This window comes from Halomonas shantousis, from assembly GCF_054654615.1.
Genome location: NZ_BAAIER010000002.1, coordinates 1787752 through 1801613 on the forward strand (window position 1 = coordinate 1787752; position 13862 = coordinate 1801613).

At 64.8% G+C, this 13862-nt stretch carries 13 protein-coding genes; 10 read left to right on the forward strand and 3 right to left on the reverse strand.

Going from position 1 to position 13862, the window contains the following annotated elements; all coding sequences use genetic code 11:
* Nucleotides 1-79: 79 nt before the first annotated feature.
* On the reverse strand, nt 80-1723 hold the full coding sequence (locus tag ACYQ12_RS08665; protein WP_459874487.1) for an electron transfer flavoprotein-ubiquinone oxidoreductase: 1644 nt from the start codon (nt 1721-1723) through the stop codon (nt 80-82).
* Nucleotides 1724-2057: 334 nt separating this feature from the next.
* On the opposite strand from ACYQ12_RS08665, the gene ACYQ12_RS08670 reads away from it, so the two are divergent.
* The 8 genes from ACYQ12_RS08670 (at nt 2058) to ACYQ12_RS08705 (ending at nt 9098) form a co-directional block, all read left to right on the forward strand.
* Nucleotides 2058-2810 (forward strand): electron transfer flavoprotein subunit beta/FixA family protein, encoded by a 753-nt coding sequence (locus ACYQ12_RS08670; RefSeq protein ID WP_459870272.1) that lies wholly within the window; start codon nt 2058-2060, stop codon nt 2808-2810.
* Entirely contained in the window at nt 2807-3733 is a 927-nt protein-coding gene (locus ACYQ12_RS08675) for an electron transfer flavoprotein subunit alpha/FixB family protein (RefSeq protein ID WP_459870275.1), read from the forward strand. The genes ACYQ12_RS08670 and ACYQ12_RS08675 overlap by 4 nt, the downstream gene beginning before the upstream one ends.
* Nucleotides 3734-3999: 266 nt before the next feature.
* Complete coding sequence (locus ACYQ12_RS08680; protein WP_459870277.1) at nt 4000-4818, forward strand: DUF3450 domain-containing protein; 819 nt, start codon at nt 4000-4002, stop codon at nt 4816-4818.
* A complete protein-coding gene (locus ACYQ12_RS08685; RefSeq protein ID WP_459870280.1) occupies nt 4815-6191 on the forward strand; it encodes a MotA/TolQ/ExbB proton channel family protein in 1377 nt (458 codons plus the stop codon). Before ACYQ12_RS08680 ends, ACYQ12_RS08685 begins: the two co-directional genes overlap by 4 nt.
* Nucleotides 6175-6708 (forward strand): MotA/TolQ/ExbB proton channel family protein, encoded by a 534-nt coding sequence (locus tag ACYQ12_RS08690; protein ID WP_459870283.1) that lies wholly within the window; start codon nt 6175-6177, stop codon nt 6706-6708. The genes ACYQ12_RS08685 and ACYQ12_RS08690 overlap by 17 nt, the downstream gene beginning before the upstream one ends.
* Nucleotides 6701-7108: an ExbD/TolR family protein gene (locus ACYQ12_RS08695; protein ID WP_459870285.1), complete on the forward strand. Its 408-nt coding sequence runs from the start codon at nt 6701-6703 to the stop codon at nt 7106-7108. Before ACYQ12_RS08690 ends, ACYQ12_RS08695 begins: the two co-directional genes overlap by 8 nt.
* Nucleotides 7108-7851, forward strand: coding sequence for an energy transducer TonB (locus ACYQ12_RS08700; RefSeq protein ID WP_459870288.1), 744 nt, complete (start codon nt 7108-7110; stop codon nt 7849-7851). The genes ACYQ12_RS08695 and ACYQ12_RS08700 overlap by 1 nt, the downstream gene beginning before the upstream one ends.
* A gap of 2 nt (nt 7852-7853) precedes the next feature.
* Nucleotides 7854-9098 carry a tetratricopeptide repeat protein gene (locus tag ACYQ12_RS08705; protein WP_459870291.1) on the forward strand — a complete coding sequence of 415 codons (1245 nt, stop codon included), beginning with the start codon at nt 7854-7856 and terminating at the stop codon, nt 9096-9098.
* On the opposite strand, the gene xthA is transcribed toward ACYQ12_RS08705, so the two are convergent.
* Both xthA and ACYQ12_RS08715 read right to left on the reverse strand, forming a co-directional pair.
* Entirely contained in the window at nt 9065-9880 is an 816-nt protein-coding gene (gene xthA / locus ACYQ12_RS08710) for an exodeoxyribonuclease III (protein ID WP_459874488.1), read from the reverse strand. The genes ACYQ12_RS08705 and xthA overlap by 34 nt on opposite strands.
* Complete coding sequence (locus ACYQ12_RS08715) at nt 9880-10146, reverse strand: hypothetical protein (RefSeq protein WP_459870294.1); 267 nt, start codon at nt 10144-10146, stop codon at nt 9880-9882. The genes xthA and ACYQ12_RS08715 overlap by 1 nt, the downstream gene beginning before the upstream one ends.
* A gap of 240 nt (nt 10147-10386) precedes the next feature.
* Between ACYQ12_RS08715 and rhlB the strand changes: the two genes are divergently transcribed.
* Both rhlB and dinG read left to right on the forward strand, forming a co-directional pair.
* Nucleotides 10387-11661 (forward strand): ATP-dependent RNA helicase RhlB, encoded by a 1275-nt coding sequence (gene rhlB, locus ACYQ12_RS08720; protein ID WP_459870296.1) that lies wholly within the window; start codon nt 10387-10389, stop codon nt 11659-11661.
* Nucleotides 11662-11704: 43 nt separating this feature from the next.
* Nucleotides 11705-13840: an ATP-dependent DNA helicase DinG gene (gene dinG, locus ACYQ12_RS08725; RefSeq protein ID WP_459870299.1), complete on the forward strand. Its 2136-nt coding sequence runs from the start codon at nt 11705-11707 to the stop codon at nt 13838-13840.
* Nucleotides 13841-13862: the final 22 nt, after the last annotated feature.

Below are 13862 nucleotides of genomic sequence, written 5' to 3' on the forward strand. Positions count from 1 at the left end.
ACCTCGGCGAGGCACTGCCCCATTCAAAGCGTCAATGAAAAGGCCCCGCATGGCGGGGCCTTTGGCATGAGGAGGCGGACTACATGTTGGGATAGTTGGGCCCGCCGCCGCCCTCGGGCGCCACCCACTGGATGTTCTGCGCCGGGTCCTTGATGTCGCAGGTCTTGCAGTGCACGCAGTTCTGGAAGTTGATCTGGAACCGCGGCTGGCCGGCGTCGTCCTCGACCACCTCGTACACCCCCGCCGGGCAGTAGCGCGTCGCCGGCTCGGCATACTTGGGCAGGTTGTGCTGGATGGGAATCTCCGGATCGACCAGCTTGAGGTGACAGGGCTGGTCCTCCTCATGGTTGGTATTCGACAGGAACACCGAGGAGAGCTTGTCGAAGGAGAGCTTGCCGTCGGGCTTGGGATAGTCGATCTTCTTCGCCTGGTCGGCCAGCGCCATGCGCTCGTGGTCCGGCGTGGTGTCGCGCACCACCGGCAGCTTGCCGCCCAGCAGCTGGTTGGCGAAGTTGTAGGCCCCGCCGACATGGGTGCCGTACTTGTGGATCGCCGGGCCGAAGCTGCGTGCCTCCTGCAGCTCCTCCCAGGCCCAGCTCTTCTCCCACCTGGCGGTGAACGCCGTCAGTTCGCGGCCCCCCTCGTCACCCTCGACGAACGCCTCGAACACCGTCTCGGCGGCCACCATGCCCGACTTCATCGCCGTGTGCAGACCCTTGATCTTGGCGAAGTTCAGCGTGCCCGCGTCGCAGCCGATCAGCAGCCCGCCGGGGAAGGTCATCTTGGGCAGGCTGTTGGCGCCGCCCTTGACGATGGCCCGCGCCCCGTAGGACACCCGCTTGCCGCCCTCCAGATACTGCTTGAGCACCGGATGGTGCTTCATGCGCTGGAACTCGTCGAACGGCGACAGCCAGGGATTGGTGTAGGAGAGATCGACGATCAGGCCCACCACCACCTGCTGGTTCTCGGCGTGATAGAGGAAGAACCCGCCGTGGGTATCCTTCTCCAGCGGCCAGCCCGAGCCGTGCACCACCAGGCCCGGCTCGTGCCGGTCGGCGGGCACGTCCCACAACTCCTTCAGGCCGATGGCATAGTGCTGCGGGTCCTTGCCCGCAGCCAGATCGAAGCGCTGGATCAGGCGCTTGCCCAGATGCCCCCGGGCGCCCTCGGAGAATAGCGTGTACTTGGCGCGCAGCTCCATGCCCGGCGTGTAGCCTGCCTTCTCGCTGCCGTCCGCCGCCACGCCCATGTCGCCGATGACGATGCCGCGCACCGTGCCGTCTCCGTCGTGGAGCACCTCCTGGGCGGCGAAGCCGGGAAAGATCTCCACGCCCAGTTCCTCGGCCTGCTCGGCCAGCCAGCGGCACAGGTTGCCGGCGCTGATCACGTAATTGGGCATCGCCCCGCCGGTGTTGTGCATGCTCTTGGGGACCAGGGCGTTGGGCAGCTTCTGGGCCTTCTCGGCATCCTTGAGCAGGTAGACGTCGTCGCGCGTGGCCGGTGTGTTCAAGGGGGCGCCGCGCTCCTCCCAGTCGGGGAACAGCTCGCGCAGGGCGCGAGGCTCGAAGACCGCACCGGAGAGGATATGGGCGCCGACCTCGGAGCCTTTCTCGACCACGCAGACCGAGAGTTCGCGTTCGGCGGCCTGGGCCTGCTGCATCAGGCGGCAGGCGGCGGATAGACCACTGGGACCGGCGCCGACGATGACCACGTCGAAGTCCATGTATTCACGTTCCACGTCTCTATCTCCTCCGTCTTGAATGCCAGGCGGTCAGGACGCCTTTGAATTATTTAAAAAGTTTATTTCAAACGGTCGTTTGTATCTAGTCATACACGAGGGAATATCATAATGTCATCTGCAGGGAACTTTGTCCCGCTCGGGGGAGTACCCACCTTCGAAGGGTTTGACCCGGTCAGGCCCTTACGCGAGTATTGGCAATCGTAATAGTCGCGAGGTGGGTCATGCCGAGCGACATTTTTCAGGACGGAGCCCCTATCAAACGCTTGCATGAATTTTATAAGGGCATGCCTGCAGGTTCTAACCAAGCGAGGACACCATGAAAGTACTCGTCGCGGTCAAACGCGTCATTGACTACAACGTCAAGATCCGCGTCAAGCCGGATCACTCCGATGTCGATCTGGCCAACGTCAAGATGGCCATGAACCCCTTCTGCGAGATCGCCGTGGAAGAGGCCGTGCGCCTGAAGGAGAAGGGCATCGCCACCGAGGTGGTGGTCGCCACCGTCGGACCCAAGGCCGCCCAGGAGCAGCTGCGCACCGCGCTCGCCCTGGGCGCCGACCGCGCCCTGCACATCGAGACCGACGACAAGGTCGAGTCGCTGGCCGTGGCCAAGCTGCTCAAGGCCGTGGTCGACGAGGAGCAGCCCGGGCTGGTGATCCTCGGCAAGCAGGCCATCGATACCGACAACAACCAGACCGGCCAGATGCTCGCCGCGCTCGCCGGCCTGCCCCAGGCCACCTTCGCCTCGGTGGTCGAGATCGATGGCGACAAGGCCACCGTCACCCGCGAGATCGACGGCGGACTGCAGACCCTGGAACTGGGACTGCCGGCCATCGTCACCACCGACCTGCGCCTCAACGAGCCGCGCTACGCCAAGCTGCCCGACATCATGAAGGCCAAGAAGAAGCCGCTCGGCGTCAAGAGCCCCGCCGACTACGGCGTCGAGACCGGCTCCCGGGTCGAACTGCTCAAGGTCGAGCCGCCCGCCGAACGCCAGGGCGGCATCAAGGTCAGCTCCGTGGACGAGCTCGTCGACAAACTCAAGAACGAAGCCAAGGTGATCGTATGAGTCTGCTGGTTCTCGCCGAACATCAGGGCGGCGAACTCTCCGCCGCCACCGCCCACCTCGTCGCCTGCGCCCAGGCCATCGGCGGCGACATCGATCTGCTCGTGGCCGGCGACAACGTCGGCGGCGTGGCCGAGGCCGCCGCCCAGCTCGACGGTGTCGCCCGGGTACGCGTGGCCGACAATGCTGTCTACGCCCACCAGCTCGCCGAGCCCCTGGCCGACCTGCTGGTGCAGCTGGCCGACGAGTACAGCCACGTGCTGGCCGCCGCCTCCACCACCGGCAAGAACGTCCTGCCGCGCCTGGCCGCGCTCAAGGACGTCTCGCAGCTCTCCGACGTCATCGGCGTCGAAGGCCCCGACACCTTCCGTCGTCCGATCTACGCCGGCAACGCCATCGCCACCGTCAAGAGCGGCGACCCGCTCAAGGTGCTGACCGTGCGCACCACCGCCTTCGACGGCGTGGGGCAGGGCGGTAGCGCCGCCATCGAAGCGGTCGACATCGTCGCCGAGGCCGGACGCTCCAGCTTCGTCAAGGAGGAGCTGGCCGAAAGCGACCGCCCCGACCTGGGCAGCGCCAAGATCGTCATCTCCGGCGGGCGCGGCATGGGCAACGGCGACAACTTCCGGCTGCTCGACGGTATCGCCGACAAGCTCGGCGCTGCGGTGGGCGCCTCGCGGGCCGCGGTGGACGCCGGCTTCGTGCCCAACGACATGCAGGTCGGCCAGACCGGCAAGATCGTCGCCCCGGAGCTGTACATCGCGGTGGGCATCTCGGGCGCGATCCAGCACCTGGCGGGGATGAAGGACTCCAAGGTGATCGTGGCGATCAACAAGGACGAGGAAGCGCCGATCTTCCAGGTGGCGGACTACGGCCTGGTAGGCGATCTGTTCCAGATCCTGCCCGAGCTCGAACAGAAGCTGTAAGTTTCCGGCGGTCCATCGACCGGTAGAACTGACCGGCCCGTTATTGCGGGCCGGTTTTTTCATGTTCCGACCCCTGTCATTATTGATAATTGTTCTTGTTTGTATTAGCGTGCTTACCTACTACGCTAAGGCCTGCTCAAAAGGCCGGTGATGCAAGCTGTCACGTCATGCATGGCTTGCAGGTCCGCTTTCGCTTCGTACTGGTCGTGAGTCGACTCATGCCGGTCTTGCCAGCGGTAGAACATAACTGGACATGGGAGAGCGTGGTGCGTAAGAACCCGCAATGGAAAATGTCCCGCCAGCCATCCATATCGATGCGCTGGTGGACGGTGCTGTTGTTGCTGTGTCTGACGCCGTTGGCTTCCTGGGCGCAGGATTCGCTGCGTGACGAGAGTGTCTCGGCCCAGCGCGAGCAAGCCGCATTGCAGGAACGTATCGATGCTGCGGACGAAGAAACGCGTCAGGCCCTCGAGCATTTGCGTGAGACCGAGCGCGAGGCGCAAAGGCTGGAAAGCTACAACGAGGAGCTGGCCCCGCTGGTCGAGCGTCAGACCGAGACATTGGCGCGTCGTGAACAGGCCTTGGAAGATATCGAGGTGACGCGTGAATCTTTGCCGGGATTGATGCGCAGCATGGTGACTCGGTTACGCACTCTGATCGAGGCCGACATGCCTTTTCTACAGGAAGAGCGCCTGGCACGGGTGGCGAGCCTGGATGAGATGCTTGCTGCAAGCGACCTGGGCCTCGCCGACAAATGGGACAGGCTGTTCGCTGCCTGGCGCGCGGAGCTCGACTACGGCCGAGACATGGATAGTTGGCGGGGCGCGCTGGTTGGGGATGAGACTCGCGAAGTGGACTATCTGCGGATTGGCCGGGTGGGTTTCTATTACCTGACCCCTGACGGGCATCACGGCGGTGTCTGGAAAGCGGCGCAGGGTGAATGGCAGCCGCTGAACGACGCTCAACTCGTCGAGCTGCGCAAGGGAATTCGCATTGCCCAGGACCAGCGGGCTCCGGAGCTGCTCAAGTTACCGACTTCGCTGACGCCGGAGACCACCGTGCGTGAGCAGGAGGCGCAGTCATGAGACTTCATCTCTGGGGAAGGAAATGCTGGAAGGGAGCACTGCTCTCTCTGGTCATGGTGACGGGGCTGGCGCAGGCGGCACCGCTCGACCAACTGCTGGAAGACTTTCGTGCCGATAATCAGGCGGCGCAGGCCCGGGATCGTCAGCGGCTCGAGCAGCTGGTCGAGGATCAGGATGCTCTGCAGGCGGCGGTGGCCAATGCCGAGGCGCGTTTGGCTTCGGCGCGTGAACGCCGGGAGACGCTGGAGACTCGGCAGCAGGAGCAACAGCAAGCCCTTGATGCCCTGAATGTGCGTCGCGCCAATGAGGCCGGCGATCTCGAAGGGGTATTCGATGTGGCGCGCCGCTATGCCGGAGAGCTTCGCGACGATCTGGGGGAAAGCTGGCTTACGGTAGGCACCGACACTGGGTTACCGCAGCGCCTCGATGAGCAGGGCTTGCTCGGGACGACGGCCCTGGCATCGCTGCGGGACAGCCTGGCGGCGCTGGTGGCCGAAACCGCACGGGCGGTACGTTTCACGGCACCCGTGGCCGATAGCGAAGGCGTCATCAGCGAGCGCGACGTGATCCGGCTGGGCGATTTCGTGGCGTTCAGCAACGGTGATCTGCTGCGTCGAGCCGGCGAAGACGGCCGCCTGGCCGTGGCGGAGCATACGCCGGAGGAGGTGGCCGAGGCCCTGCGAGGATTCCAGCAGGGATCGCATGATGTCGTGGCGGTCGATCCGACCAAGGGAGCGGTGCTTGATGCCTTGGCGCAGCAGCCCAGCCTCTGGGAACGCTTCAATCAGGGCGGAGCCGTCGGCTACGTAGTGGTCGCGCTGGGCGTGCTGGGCCTGCTGGTCGCGCTGGCGCAGTACCTCTATCTCCTCGTCGTCAGCCAGCGTGTGCACCGGCAGCTGCGTGAGCCCAAAATGCTGCGTGACGACAATCCCCTGGGGCGTGTGTTGCAGCGTTTCACGACGCTGGGGCGGGAACATGCGCCGGAGGCGCTGGAGGCCCGGCTCGATGAGGCGCTGTTGGCCGAACAGCCCCGACTCGAGCGGGGGCAGCCCTTGGTCAAGCTGTTGGCGGCAGTGGCACCGCTGCTGGGGCTGCTGGGAACCGTCACGGGGATGATCGTGACTTTCCAGTCGATCACGGTGTTCGGAACCGGCGATCCCAAGCTGATGGCCGGCGGGATCAGCCAGGCACTGGTCACGACCGTCCTGGGCCTGATCACTGCCGTACCTCTGCTGTTCGCACATACGGCACTGCTGAGCCGCAGTCGTGCGCTCGTCGGGTTGCTGGAGGGGCGCTCCAGCGCCGTTCTGGCGGAGCATCTCGAATCACAAGTGATTCAGGCGGAGCCTCGGAACCATGCGGCTTATTCTTGATCCCGTCACTTGGCTGGTCGAGGCCGGGGGGCCCGTACTGGTAGTGATCGCCGGCGTGGCGGTGGTGCTCTTCAGCATCGCTCTGGAGCGCTGGCTGTATTGGCGCTTCACCCATCACCGGGCGCGGCGCGCCCTGATCACGAGCTGGGTGGAGCGTCGAGAGCACTCCAGCTGGAGCGCATTGACACTGCGTGAGGTCTGGACGCGCGAGCTGATTGCCCGGCTGCGGATGCCGTTGCCGTGGCTCAAGCTGCTGGTGGGGTTGTGCCCGCTGCTGGGGTTGCTGGGTACGGTAACCGGCATGATCCAAGTCTTCGACAGCCTGACCCTGACGGAGGTCAACCAGGCACGGGCCATGGCGGACGGCGTGGCCCGCGCGACCCTGCCGACGTTGGCAGGCATGGCCGTGGCGGTTGTCGGTCTGCTGTTCACGACCCGTCTCGAACACGTTATTCGGCGCGAAGATCAGCGGTTGCACGACCGCATGGCTCGCGCTGCGGAGGATGCCCATGCGTAGGCGCAGATTGTCGAACGCTAGCGACGACGCGACCGAGGTCAACCTCACGCCGATGCTCGACGTCGTCTTCATCATGCTGATCTTCTTCATCGTGACCACCAGCTTCATCAAGGAGAGTGGGGTGGAGATCGAACGGCCCGAGGCGGCCTCGGCCTCACCGCGCCCGGATGCCCAGGTCATGGTGGCCATTACTCCGGAAGGGGCGGTGTGGGTGGATGGACAGCCCGTCGACGCTCATCGCGTCGGCGGTGAAGTCGCGCGCCTGGTCAGCGATCAGGGAGGCGTGGTCATCCAGGCCGATCGCAATTCGACGACCGGGCTGCTGATCGAGGTCATGGACCGTATCCGTGACGCCGGAGTGGATAATGTTGCTGTCGCGGCCAGCAGAGGCGCAGGCTGATGCGCTTGATGTTGGGCTCCCTTGGGGGAGCGTTTCTGGCTCTGGTGCTGTTCTATCTGCTGGCCCTGCTGGTGGCGCCACCGGAGGATACGCGTCAGGAGATCGTCGTGCCGCTATCGATCTCGATGGTCGAGGCGCCGCAGCAGCAGGCTCCCGAGCCGGCGGCGGCGCCGGCCGAGGCCATGCCGGCACCGCCGGTCGAGGCTCCGCCTCCACCGCCGCCTGCGCCCATGCCGGCCATCCAGACGGATAGCCCCATTGCGTTGCCCGAGCCCGAGACGCCGCCTCTGGAGACGCCGGAGGTTTCGCTGGATGCTCAATTGCCCGAGTTGGCAGTCGAGCAGCCGCAACCGTCGCCCAAACCACAACCGTCGCCCGAGCCTCGGCCAACTCCCGAGCCCGCGTCGGAACCTGTTCCGGCTCCCGAGCCGGTAGCAAATGCAGCACCGCAGGCGCCCGTCGCTGCACCCTCGGAAGTGGAGAGTTCTCCGCAGCCAACGGTGCGCGTACCGCCGCAGTATCCTTCCCGGGCACAACGTCGCGGACTGGAGGGTTATGTCGAGGTACGTTTTACCATTCAGCCCAACGGGCGTGTCGATCCTGATTCGCTGCGGGTTGTCGATGCCCAGCCGCGCCATGTCTTCGAAAGAGCTGCGCTCAAGGCCATCGCCGAATGGCAGTTCCCCGAGGCCAGCGCGCCCCGGGAGGCCCGGCAGCGCCTTGAATTCCAGCTGAGGGGATAGCCATGCGTACGCACCGCTTGTTGCTTGTCATGCTGATGGCCTGGTTGTTTGCCGCCGACGTATGGGCGGCGGGACCCGCGCTGCGACCGGATATGGTGCAGTTGCTGGAAGGCCTGCAGGAACGTCTCGAGGCTGGAGAATATGCAGACGTCGAGGCCAGGGCCCGGCAGACAGCGGAGCGTCTGCGTGGCGGCAACGCGGCGGATCGCTGGGCTCGGGCATTGTTGCTTCAGCTCACCGCCACCGCCGAGGCCCGGCAGGGCAATGAGCTCGAGGCGGCAGATATCCTGGCCGTCGCCCGGGACATCGAGGGCGTCGATGCCAGCCTGCAACGGCGCTGGCTGAATCAGGAGGCACGCTTGCGGCTGCGTGGCGGCCAGACCGCCGAAGCCGCCCAGTTGCTCAAGCGCTGGCTGGAACAGGGGCAGCCCGACGCACCATCGTTATGGCTGATGGCTCAGATCCAGGGTCAGCTGGAAAACTGGGACCGTGCGGTGGCTTGGGTGGATCGGGCACGGCAGGCGACCGCTGCGCCGGACGATACGCAACTGCGCCTGGCGGCATCGATTTATCAGCGTGCCGGCCAGCCCGAGCAGGCGCTGGCCATGCTCGACGAGTTGCTCGAACGCGACCCCGACGATCCGCAAGCCTGGCGGCGTGCGGCCGCTCTCGCTCAGCGCCTGGGGGCGCACGGGCGTGCCGCGGCAATATGGGAGGCCGGATGGCGCCGAGGAGTGCTGACAGACGCGGAAGACCTCGAGCGCCTGGTTCGGCTGCACCTGGCAGGCGGAACGCCCGCCCGGGCGGCGGAACATCTGGAGCGTGCACTGCGGGAAGGACGTCTGGAGGATGACGTTGCCCATGCGCGTCTGCTGGCAGAAGCCTGGACGGCGGCCCGTGACCGTGCGCAAGCGCTGAACGCCTGGCAGGCACTGGCGGAGCGCTCCCAGGCGGGGAAGGACTGGCAGCAGCTGGGCGAGCTGGCCTACGGTTGGGGAGAGTGGGAGCGAGCCGTCTCGGCCTTGCGGCGCGCTCGCCAGGCCGGCGCCCAGGCGCAAGGACGCATCTGGCTGCTCGAAGGCGTGGCGCAACTGGAGCAGGGGGATGTGCGTTCGGCCCGCCAGGCTTTCGAGGCCGCTAGCGAGGCGGGCGCTGCCCAGGCAAATGCCTGGCTATCGATGCTGAGCGACCGACCTCACGAGCGAAGACAGTCTCAAAGCGAAAATTCCACCCACACCGGGGCATGATCCGAGGGGCGCTCCATGCCGCGAAGCTGATAGTCGATCCCCGCATCGCTGACCCGTTCGGCCAGCGGCGGGCTGGCAAGGATGTAATCGATGCGCAGGCCGCGCTTGGGGTCGCGTTCGAAGCCTCTCGAGCGATAATCGAACCAACTGAAGCGATCATCCACGCCAGGATGGCAACTCCGATAGCAGTCCTGCATTCCCCAGTTCTTGATGCGTGACAGCCATTCACGTTCCACCGGCTGAAAGCTGGTCTTGCCTTCACGCAGCCAGCGTTTGCGACTGGCCTCGCCGATACCGATATCGATGTCTTCCGGTGAAATGTTGAAATCTCCCATCACCGCGACACGCTCCTCGGGGGCATGGTCCTCCTCGAGAAGGCGGATCAATTGACGGTAGAAGTGCTGCTTGTAGGGAAACTTGGTGGGGTGGGCAAGGTTCTCGCCCTGGGGGAAATAGCCGTTCCACACCGTCAGTGAATTGCCATCCGGTGTGCTGAAACGCGCTCCGATCAGGCGTTTCTGGGCGTCCTCGCCATCATCGGGGAAGCCGTAGAAAACCTGCTCCGGTGCCTGGCGGCACAACAGCGCGACACCGTAATGCCCCTTCTGGCCATGGTAGTAGACGTGATAGCCCAGCGACTCCACCGCCTCACGGGGAAATTCGCTGTCCTGAACCTTGGTTTCCTGCAGGCCGATGATGTCCGGGCGATGCATGTCGACCAGCGCCTGCAACTGGTGGGGGCGTGCCCGCAGTCCATTGATGTTGAAGGAGACCATTCGCATCATGATGCCCCGTTATCGTCATTGTGACCTTTGTCGGCATCGGGATGCTCGGGAGCTGCGTGCGGATCGAGTACGCTGCCCTGTTGCTGGCGGGCCAGCTTGCGTGTCGCCTGGAGTTTGCGTTGCTGGCGTTTCTTTTGCACGTAGCGACGCGAAGAGGTCACCTCGTCGGGATTCTCGTGGCGCCACTTCTTGTAATCCTTGCGTCGGCCGGTACGGATCGTCACCTTGTCGGCAAGCGAGCGGGTCTTTTTCCTGCGGGTCATGACAGCGGCATTTCCTTGGAAGTATTGTCCGGTATTCTACCAGCCCCGATTAGCCGCCTAATACCCGTGTCCGGGAGACGTGACGGTTTTTTCGCCGCGTAAGCCCTCAAGACTGATACAATGGGCGGCTCTTTGCCTGCCGCTTCTCCATGGCGCCAGGTGAGTTGCGCGCCCCGGCGGGTGGGCACGGGCGCGCCTTTCACTCCATACCCACACGGACATTGAACAGATACGCAAGCTATGAGTGAGACGGAAAATACTTCAGTGCCGGCCCAGGATCGCAAGCCCAAGCGTCGCCGGCGCAAGCCGCGCAGATCCCAGTCGAGCTGGGACCTGCGTCAGTTTCAAGTGCCGCCCATGGCGGGAAAGTGGCGCTTCCATGACTTCGACCTGCCGTTGCCGCTGATGCGCGCCATTCATGCTCTGGGGTTCGAGTACTGTACACCGATCCAGGCCGAGGCGTTGAGGCATACGTTGCTGGGCGGTGACATTGTCGGCAAGGCCCAGACCGGCACCGGCAAGACGGCGGCCTTTCTGATCTCTATCCTCGCCTATTTCCTGGAGGAGCCGGCGCCGGATGGGCAGAAGGATGGCGCACCGCGTGCGCTGATTGTCGCCCCGACCCGCGAACTGGCCCTGCAGATCGAGAAGGACGCCAAGGCGCTGGCCCGCTTTACATCGCTCAGCGTGGCCAGTGCCGTGGGCGGCATGGATTACCAGAAGCAGCGCGATGCATTGAATCGCAAGCTCGACCTTCTGGTGGCCACGCCGGGGCGGCTGCTGGACTTCCATCAGAAGCGGGACGTGGACCTGACGCAGGTGGAGGTTCTGGTGCTGGACGAGGCGGATCGTATGCTGTCGATGGGATTCATTCCCGACGTCAAGCGCATCATCCGCCATACACCCAGGAGCGAGGAGCGCCAGACCTTCCTGTTCTCGGCAACCTTTACCGAGGACATTCTCAATCTGGCCAGTCAGTGGACCCATCAGCCCGCGCATGTCGAGATCGAGGTCACCACCGAAAATGCGGCCAACATCGAGCAGCGCGTCTATCTGGTCAGCGATCGCGACAAGCTCAAGCTGCTGATCAACCTGGTCAAGCAGGAGGCGATGGAGCGGGTCATGGTATTCGGTAACCGGCGCGACCTGGTGCGCAAGCTCGACGAGGAGTTGCGCAAGGCCGGCACCAGTGTGGCCATGTTGTCCGGGGACGTGCCTCAGGGGCAGCGCATCAAGACGCTGGAGCGCTTCCGCGAAGGCGAAGTCTCCGTGCTGGTGGCCACCGACGTGGCGGGGCGTGGCATCCACATCGAAGATGTCAGCCATGTAATCAACTACACGCTGCCGGAAGACCCCGAGGACTACGTACACCGCATCGGGCGTACCGGGCGGGCCGGCGCCAAGGGTGTGTCGATCAGTTTCGTTGGCGAGGAAGATGCCTTTTCCCTGCCCGAGATCGAGGCCTATATCAATGACAAGCTGCCCTGCGAGCATCCGCCCGAAGGTCTGCTGTAATCCTGCGGTACATCGGTGATACCTGCGGTATGAAGGAGCGTGCATGCTCGACGAGGCCCTGAAGGGAGAGATCCAGGACGCATATCGTCGCGTGCTCGAGGGACTCGAGCTGACGCCGCGTTACGGTCAGCGGCTGATGATCGCCGAGATTGCCCGCACCCTGGCCGGTATCGAGATCGACGATGCCGGCCGGCGCCTCTCCAACGAACATGTCTGCGTGCTCGAGGCGGGTACCGGTACCGGCAAGACCCTGGCCTACCTGCTGGCGGCGCTGCCGGTGGCCAAGGCGCGCGGCAAGCGGCTGGTGGTGTCCACGGCCACCGTGGCGCTGCAGGAGCAGGTGCTGCATCAGGACCTGCCGTCGCTCAAGCAGCACAGCGGACTGAGCTTCGACTATGCGCTGGCCAAGGGGCGGGGGCGATACCTCTGCGTGGCGCGGCTGGACCAGGCGCTGGAGGGCGAGGAGACGAACCCGACGCTGTCATTGTTCGAGCAGGCCATCGAGTCCCGCGAAGGTGACGATTTCCACGAGCTGGTGCGCGACATGGCCGACGCCTACGCGGCGGGGCGCTGGGAGGGCGATCGCGACAGCTGGCCCATTTCCATCGCGGACGGCACCTGGAGGCGTTTGACCACCGACCACCGTCAGTGTACCAATCGCCGCTGCGGCCATTTCGGTGCCTGTGCGTTCTTCCGGGCGCGGCGGCATCTCGAACAGGCCGATATCATCGTGGCCAACCATGACCTGGTGCTGGCCGATCTGTCGCTGGGCGGTGGTCTCGTGCTGCCGCCGCCGAAGGATTGCATCTACGTCTTCGATGAAGGCCACCATCTGCCCGACAAGGCGCTGGAGCACTTCTATCACCGTCTGCCCATCAATGCCGCACTGCGTTGGCTGCGCACGCTGAAGAAGTCGCTGACCGAGCTGAACACGGCGCTGGGAGTGCAGCCGACTCTGGCGCGCCTGCTGGCGGGAATGCCCGAGATGATCGCGGCGCTTGAACCGCGCCTGGGCGAAGCGTATGCCATGGGACATCAATTGGCGGGGTTGGGCCAGGGCGCGGGCGAGGAGACCCGGCACCATCGTTTCCCCATGGGGCGCGTTCCCGATGCGTTGCGCGACCTGTCGGCGACATTGGTCGTGGCCTTCGCTGCGCTGTCGCGCACTCTCGAAACCATGGCCGACATCCTGCGTGAGAGCCTGGATCCCGAAAAGGCCACCGGCCTTCCTCGCGAGCAGGCCGAGCCCTGGCTTCCGCTTGTCGCGCTGCTGCATGGCCGAGCGCTGGAAGCGCATGCATTGTGGCAGGCCATGGGAGCGCAGGATGTGGAAGGAGAGGCGCCCCAGGCACGCTGGCTGACCTTCGAGCAGATTGCGGGCGAGAGCGAGCTGACCTTTTCGGCAAGTCCGGTGTCGGCTGCCGAAACCTTGGCGCGTCATCTATGGGGCACCTGCTTCGGCGCCGTCGTGACATCTGCCACCCTGACCGCGCTCAACCGCTTCGAGCGTCTCCAGGAGCGTGCCGGGCTGGCTAACCGTTATCGCTACCAGCGTCTACCGAGTCCCTTCGACTATTCCCGCGCCGTGTTGAGCGTGCCCCGCGAGGCGGTAGATCCTGGCGATCGAGAGAAGCACGAAGCGGCCATCATCGCCTTCGTCGAGGCGCTGGATGGAAAGGAGGCGGTGCTCCTGCTGTTCTCTTCGCGCAAGCAGCTTCGCGCCGTGGAAGAGGGGCTTTCCCAGGATCGCCGGGCGCAGGTCTTGGCCCAGGACCGTCTACCCAAGCGTGAGCTCATCGAGCGTCACCGGGCGCGGGTGGATGCCGGCAAGGGGAGCATCATCTTCGGGCTGGCCAGCTTTGCCGAAGGCATCGACTTGCCGGGCGACTATCTGACCCATGTAGTGATCACGCGGCTGCCGTTCTCGGTTCCCGACGATCCGGTAGGCGCCACGCTGGCCGAGTGGATCGAAAGCCGTGGCGGCAATCCGTTCATGCGGATTTCCGTACCCGATGCCTCGGTGCGTCTGGTTCAGGCTTGCGGTCGTCTGATCCGCAAGGAAGCCGATCAAGGGCGCATCACGCTGCTCGACCGACGGGTACTCACGCGCCGCTACGGCAGGGCGCTGCTCGACTCCCTGCCACCCTTTCGTCGCGAGATTGACGGCTTGGCTCAGTAAGGATCCGCGTGACAACCGGATC

Bases quoted from the DNA above. Each gene is read 5' to 3' on its own strand.
- ACYQ12_RS08665 (WP_459874487.1), bottom strand. From the start codon at position 1,723: ATGGACTTCGACGTGGTCATCGTCGGCGCCGGTCCCAGTGGTCTATCC.
- ACYQ12_RS08670 (WP_459870272.1), top strand. From the start codon at position 2,058: ATGAAAGTACTCGTCGCGGTCAAACGCGTCATTGACTACAACGTCAAG.
- ACYQ12_RS08675 (WP_459870275.1), top strand. From the start codon at position 2,807: ATGAGTCTGCTGGTTCTCGCCGAACATCAGGGCGGCGAACTCTCCGCC.
- ACYQ12_RS08685 (WP_459870280.1), top strand. From the start codon at position 4,815: ATGAGACTTCATCTCTGGGGAAGGAAATGCTGGAAGGGAGCACTGCTC.
- ACYQ12_RS08690 (WP_459870283.1), top strand. From the start codon at position 6,175: ATGCGGCTTATTCTTGATCCCGTCACTTGGCTGGTCGAGGCCGGGGGG.
- ACYQ12_RS08695 (WP_459870285.1), top strand. From the start codon at position 6,701: ATGCGTAGGCGCAGATTGTCGAACGCTAGCGACGACGCGACCGAGGTC.
- ACYQ12_RS08700 (WP_459870288.1), top strand. From the start codon at position 7,108: ATGCGCTTGATGTTGGGCTCCCTTGGGGGAGCGTTTCTGGCTCTGGTG.
- ACYQ12_RS08705 (WP_459870291.1), top strand. From the start codon at position 7,854: ATGCGTACGCACCGCTTGTTGCTTGTCATGCTGATGGCCTGGTTGTTT.
- xthA (WP_459874488.1), bottom strand. From the start codon at position 9,880: ATGCGAATGGTCTCCTTCAACATCAATGGACTGCGGGCACGCCCCCAC.
- ACYQ12_RS08715 (WP_459870294.1), bottom strand. From the start codon at position 10,146: ATGACCCGCAGGAAAAAGACCCGCTCGCTTGCCGACAAGGTGACGATC.
- rhlB (WP_459870296.1), top strand. From the start codon at position 10,387: ATGAGTGAGACGGAAAATACTTCAGTGCCGGCCCAGGATCGCAAGCCC.
- dinG (WP_459870299.1), top strand. From the start codon at position 11,705: ATGCTCGACGAGGCCCTGAAGGGAGAGATCCAGGACGCATATCGTCGC.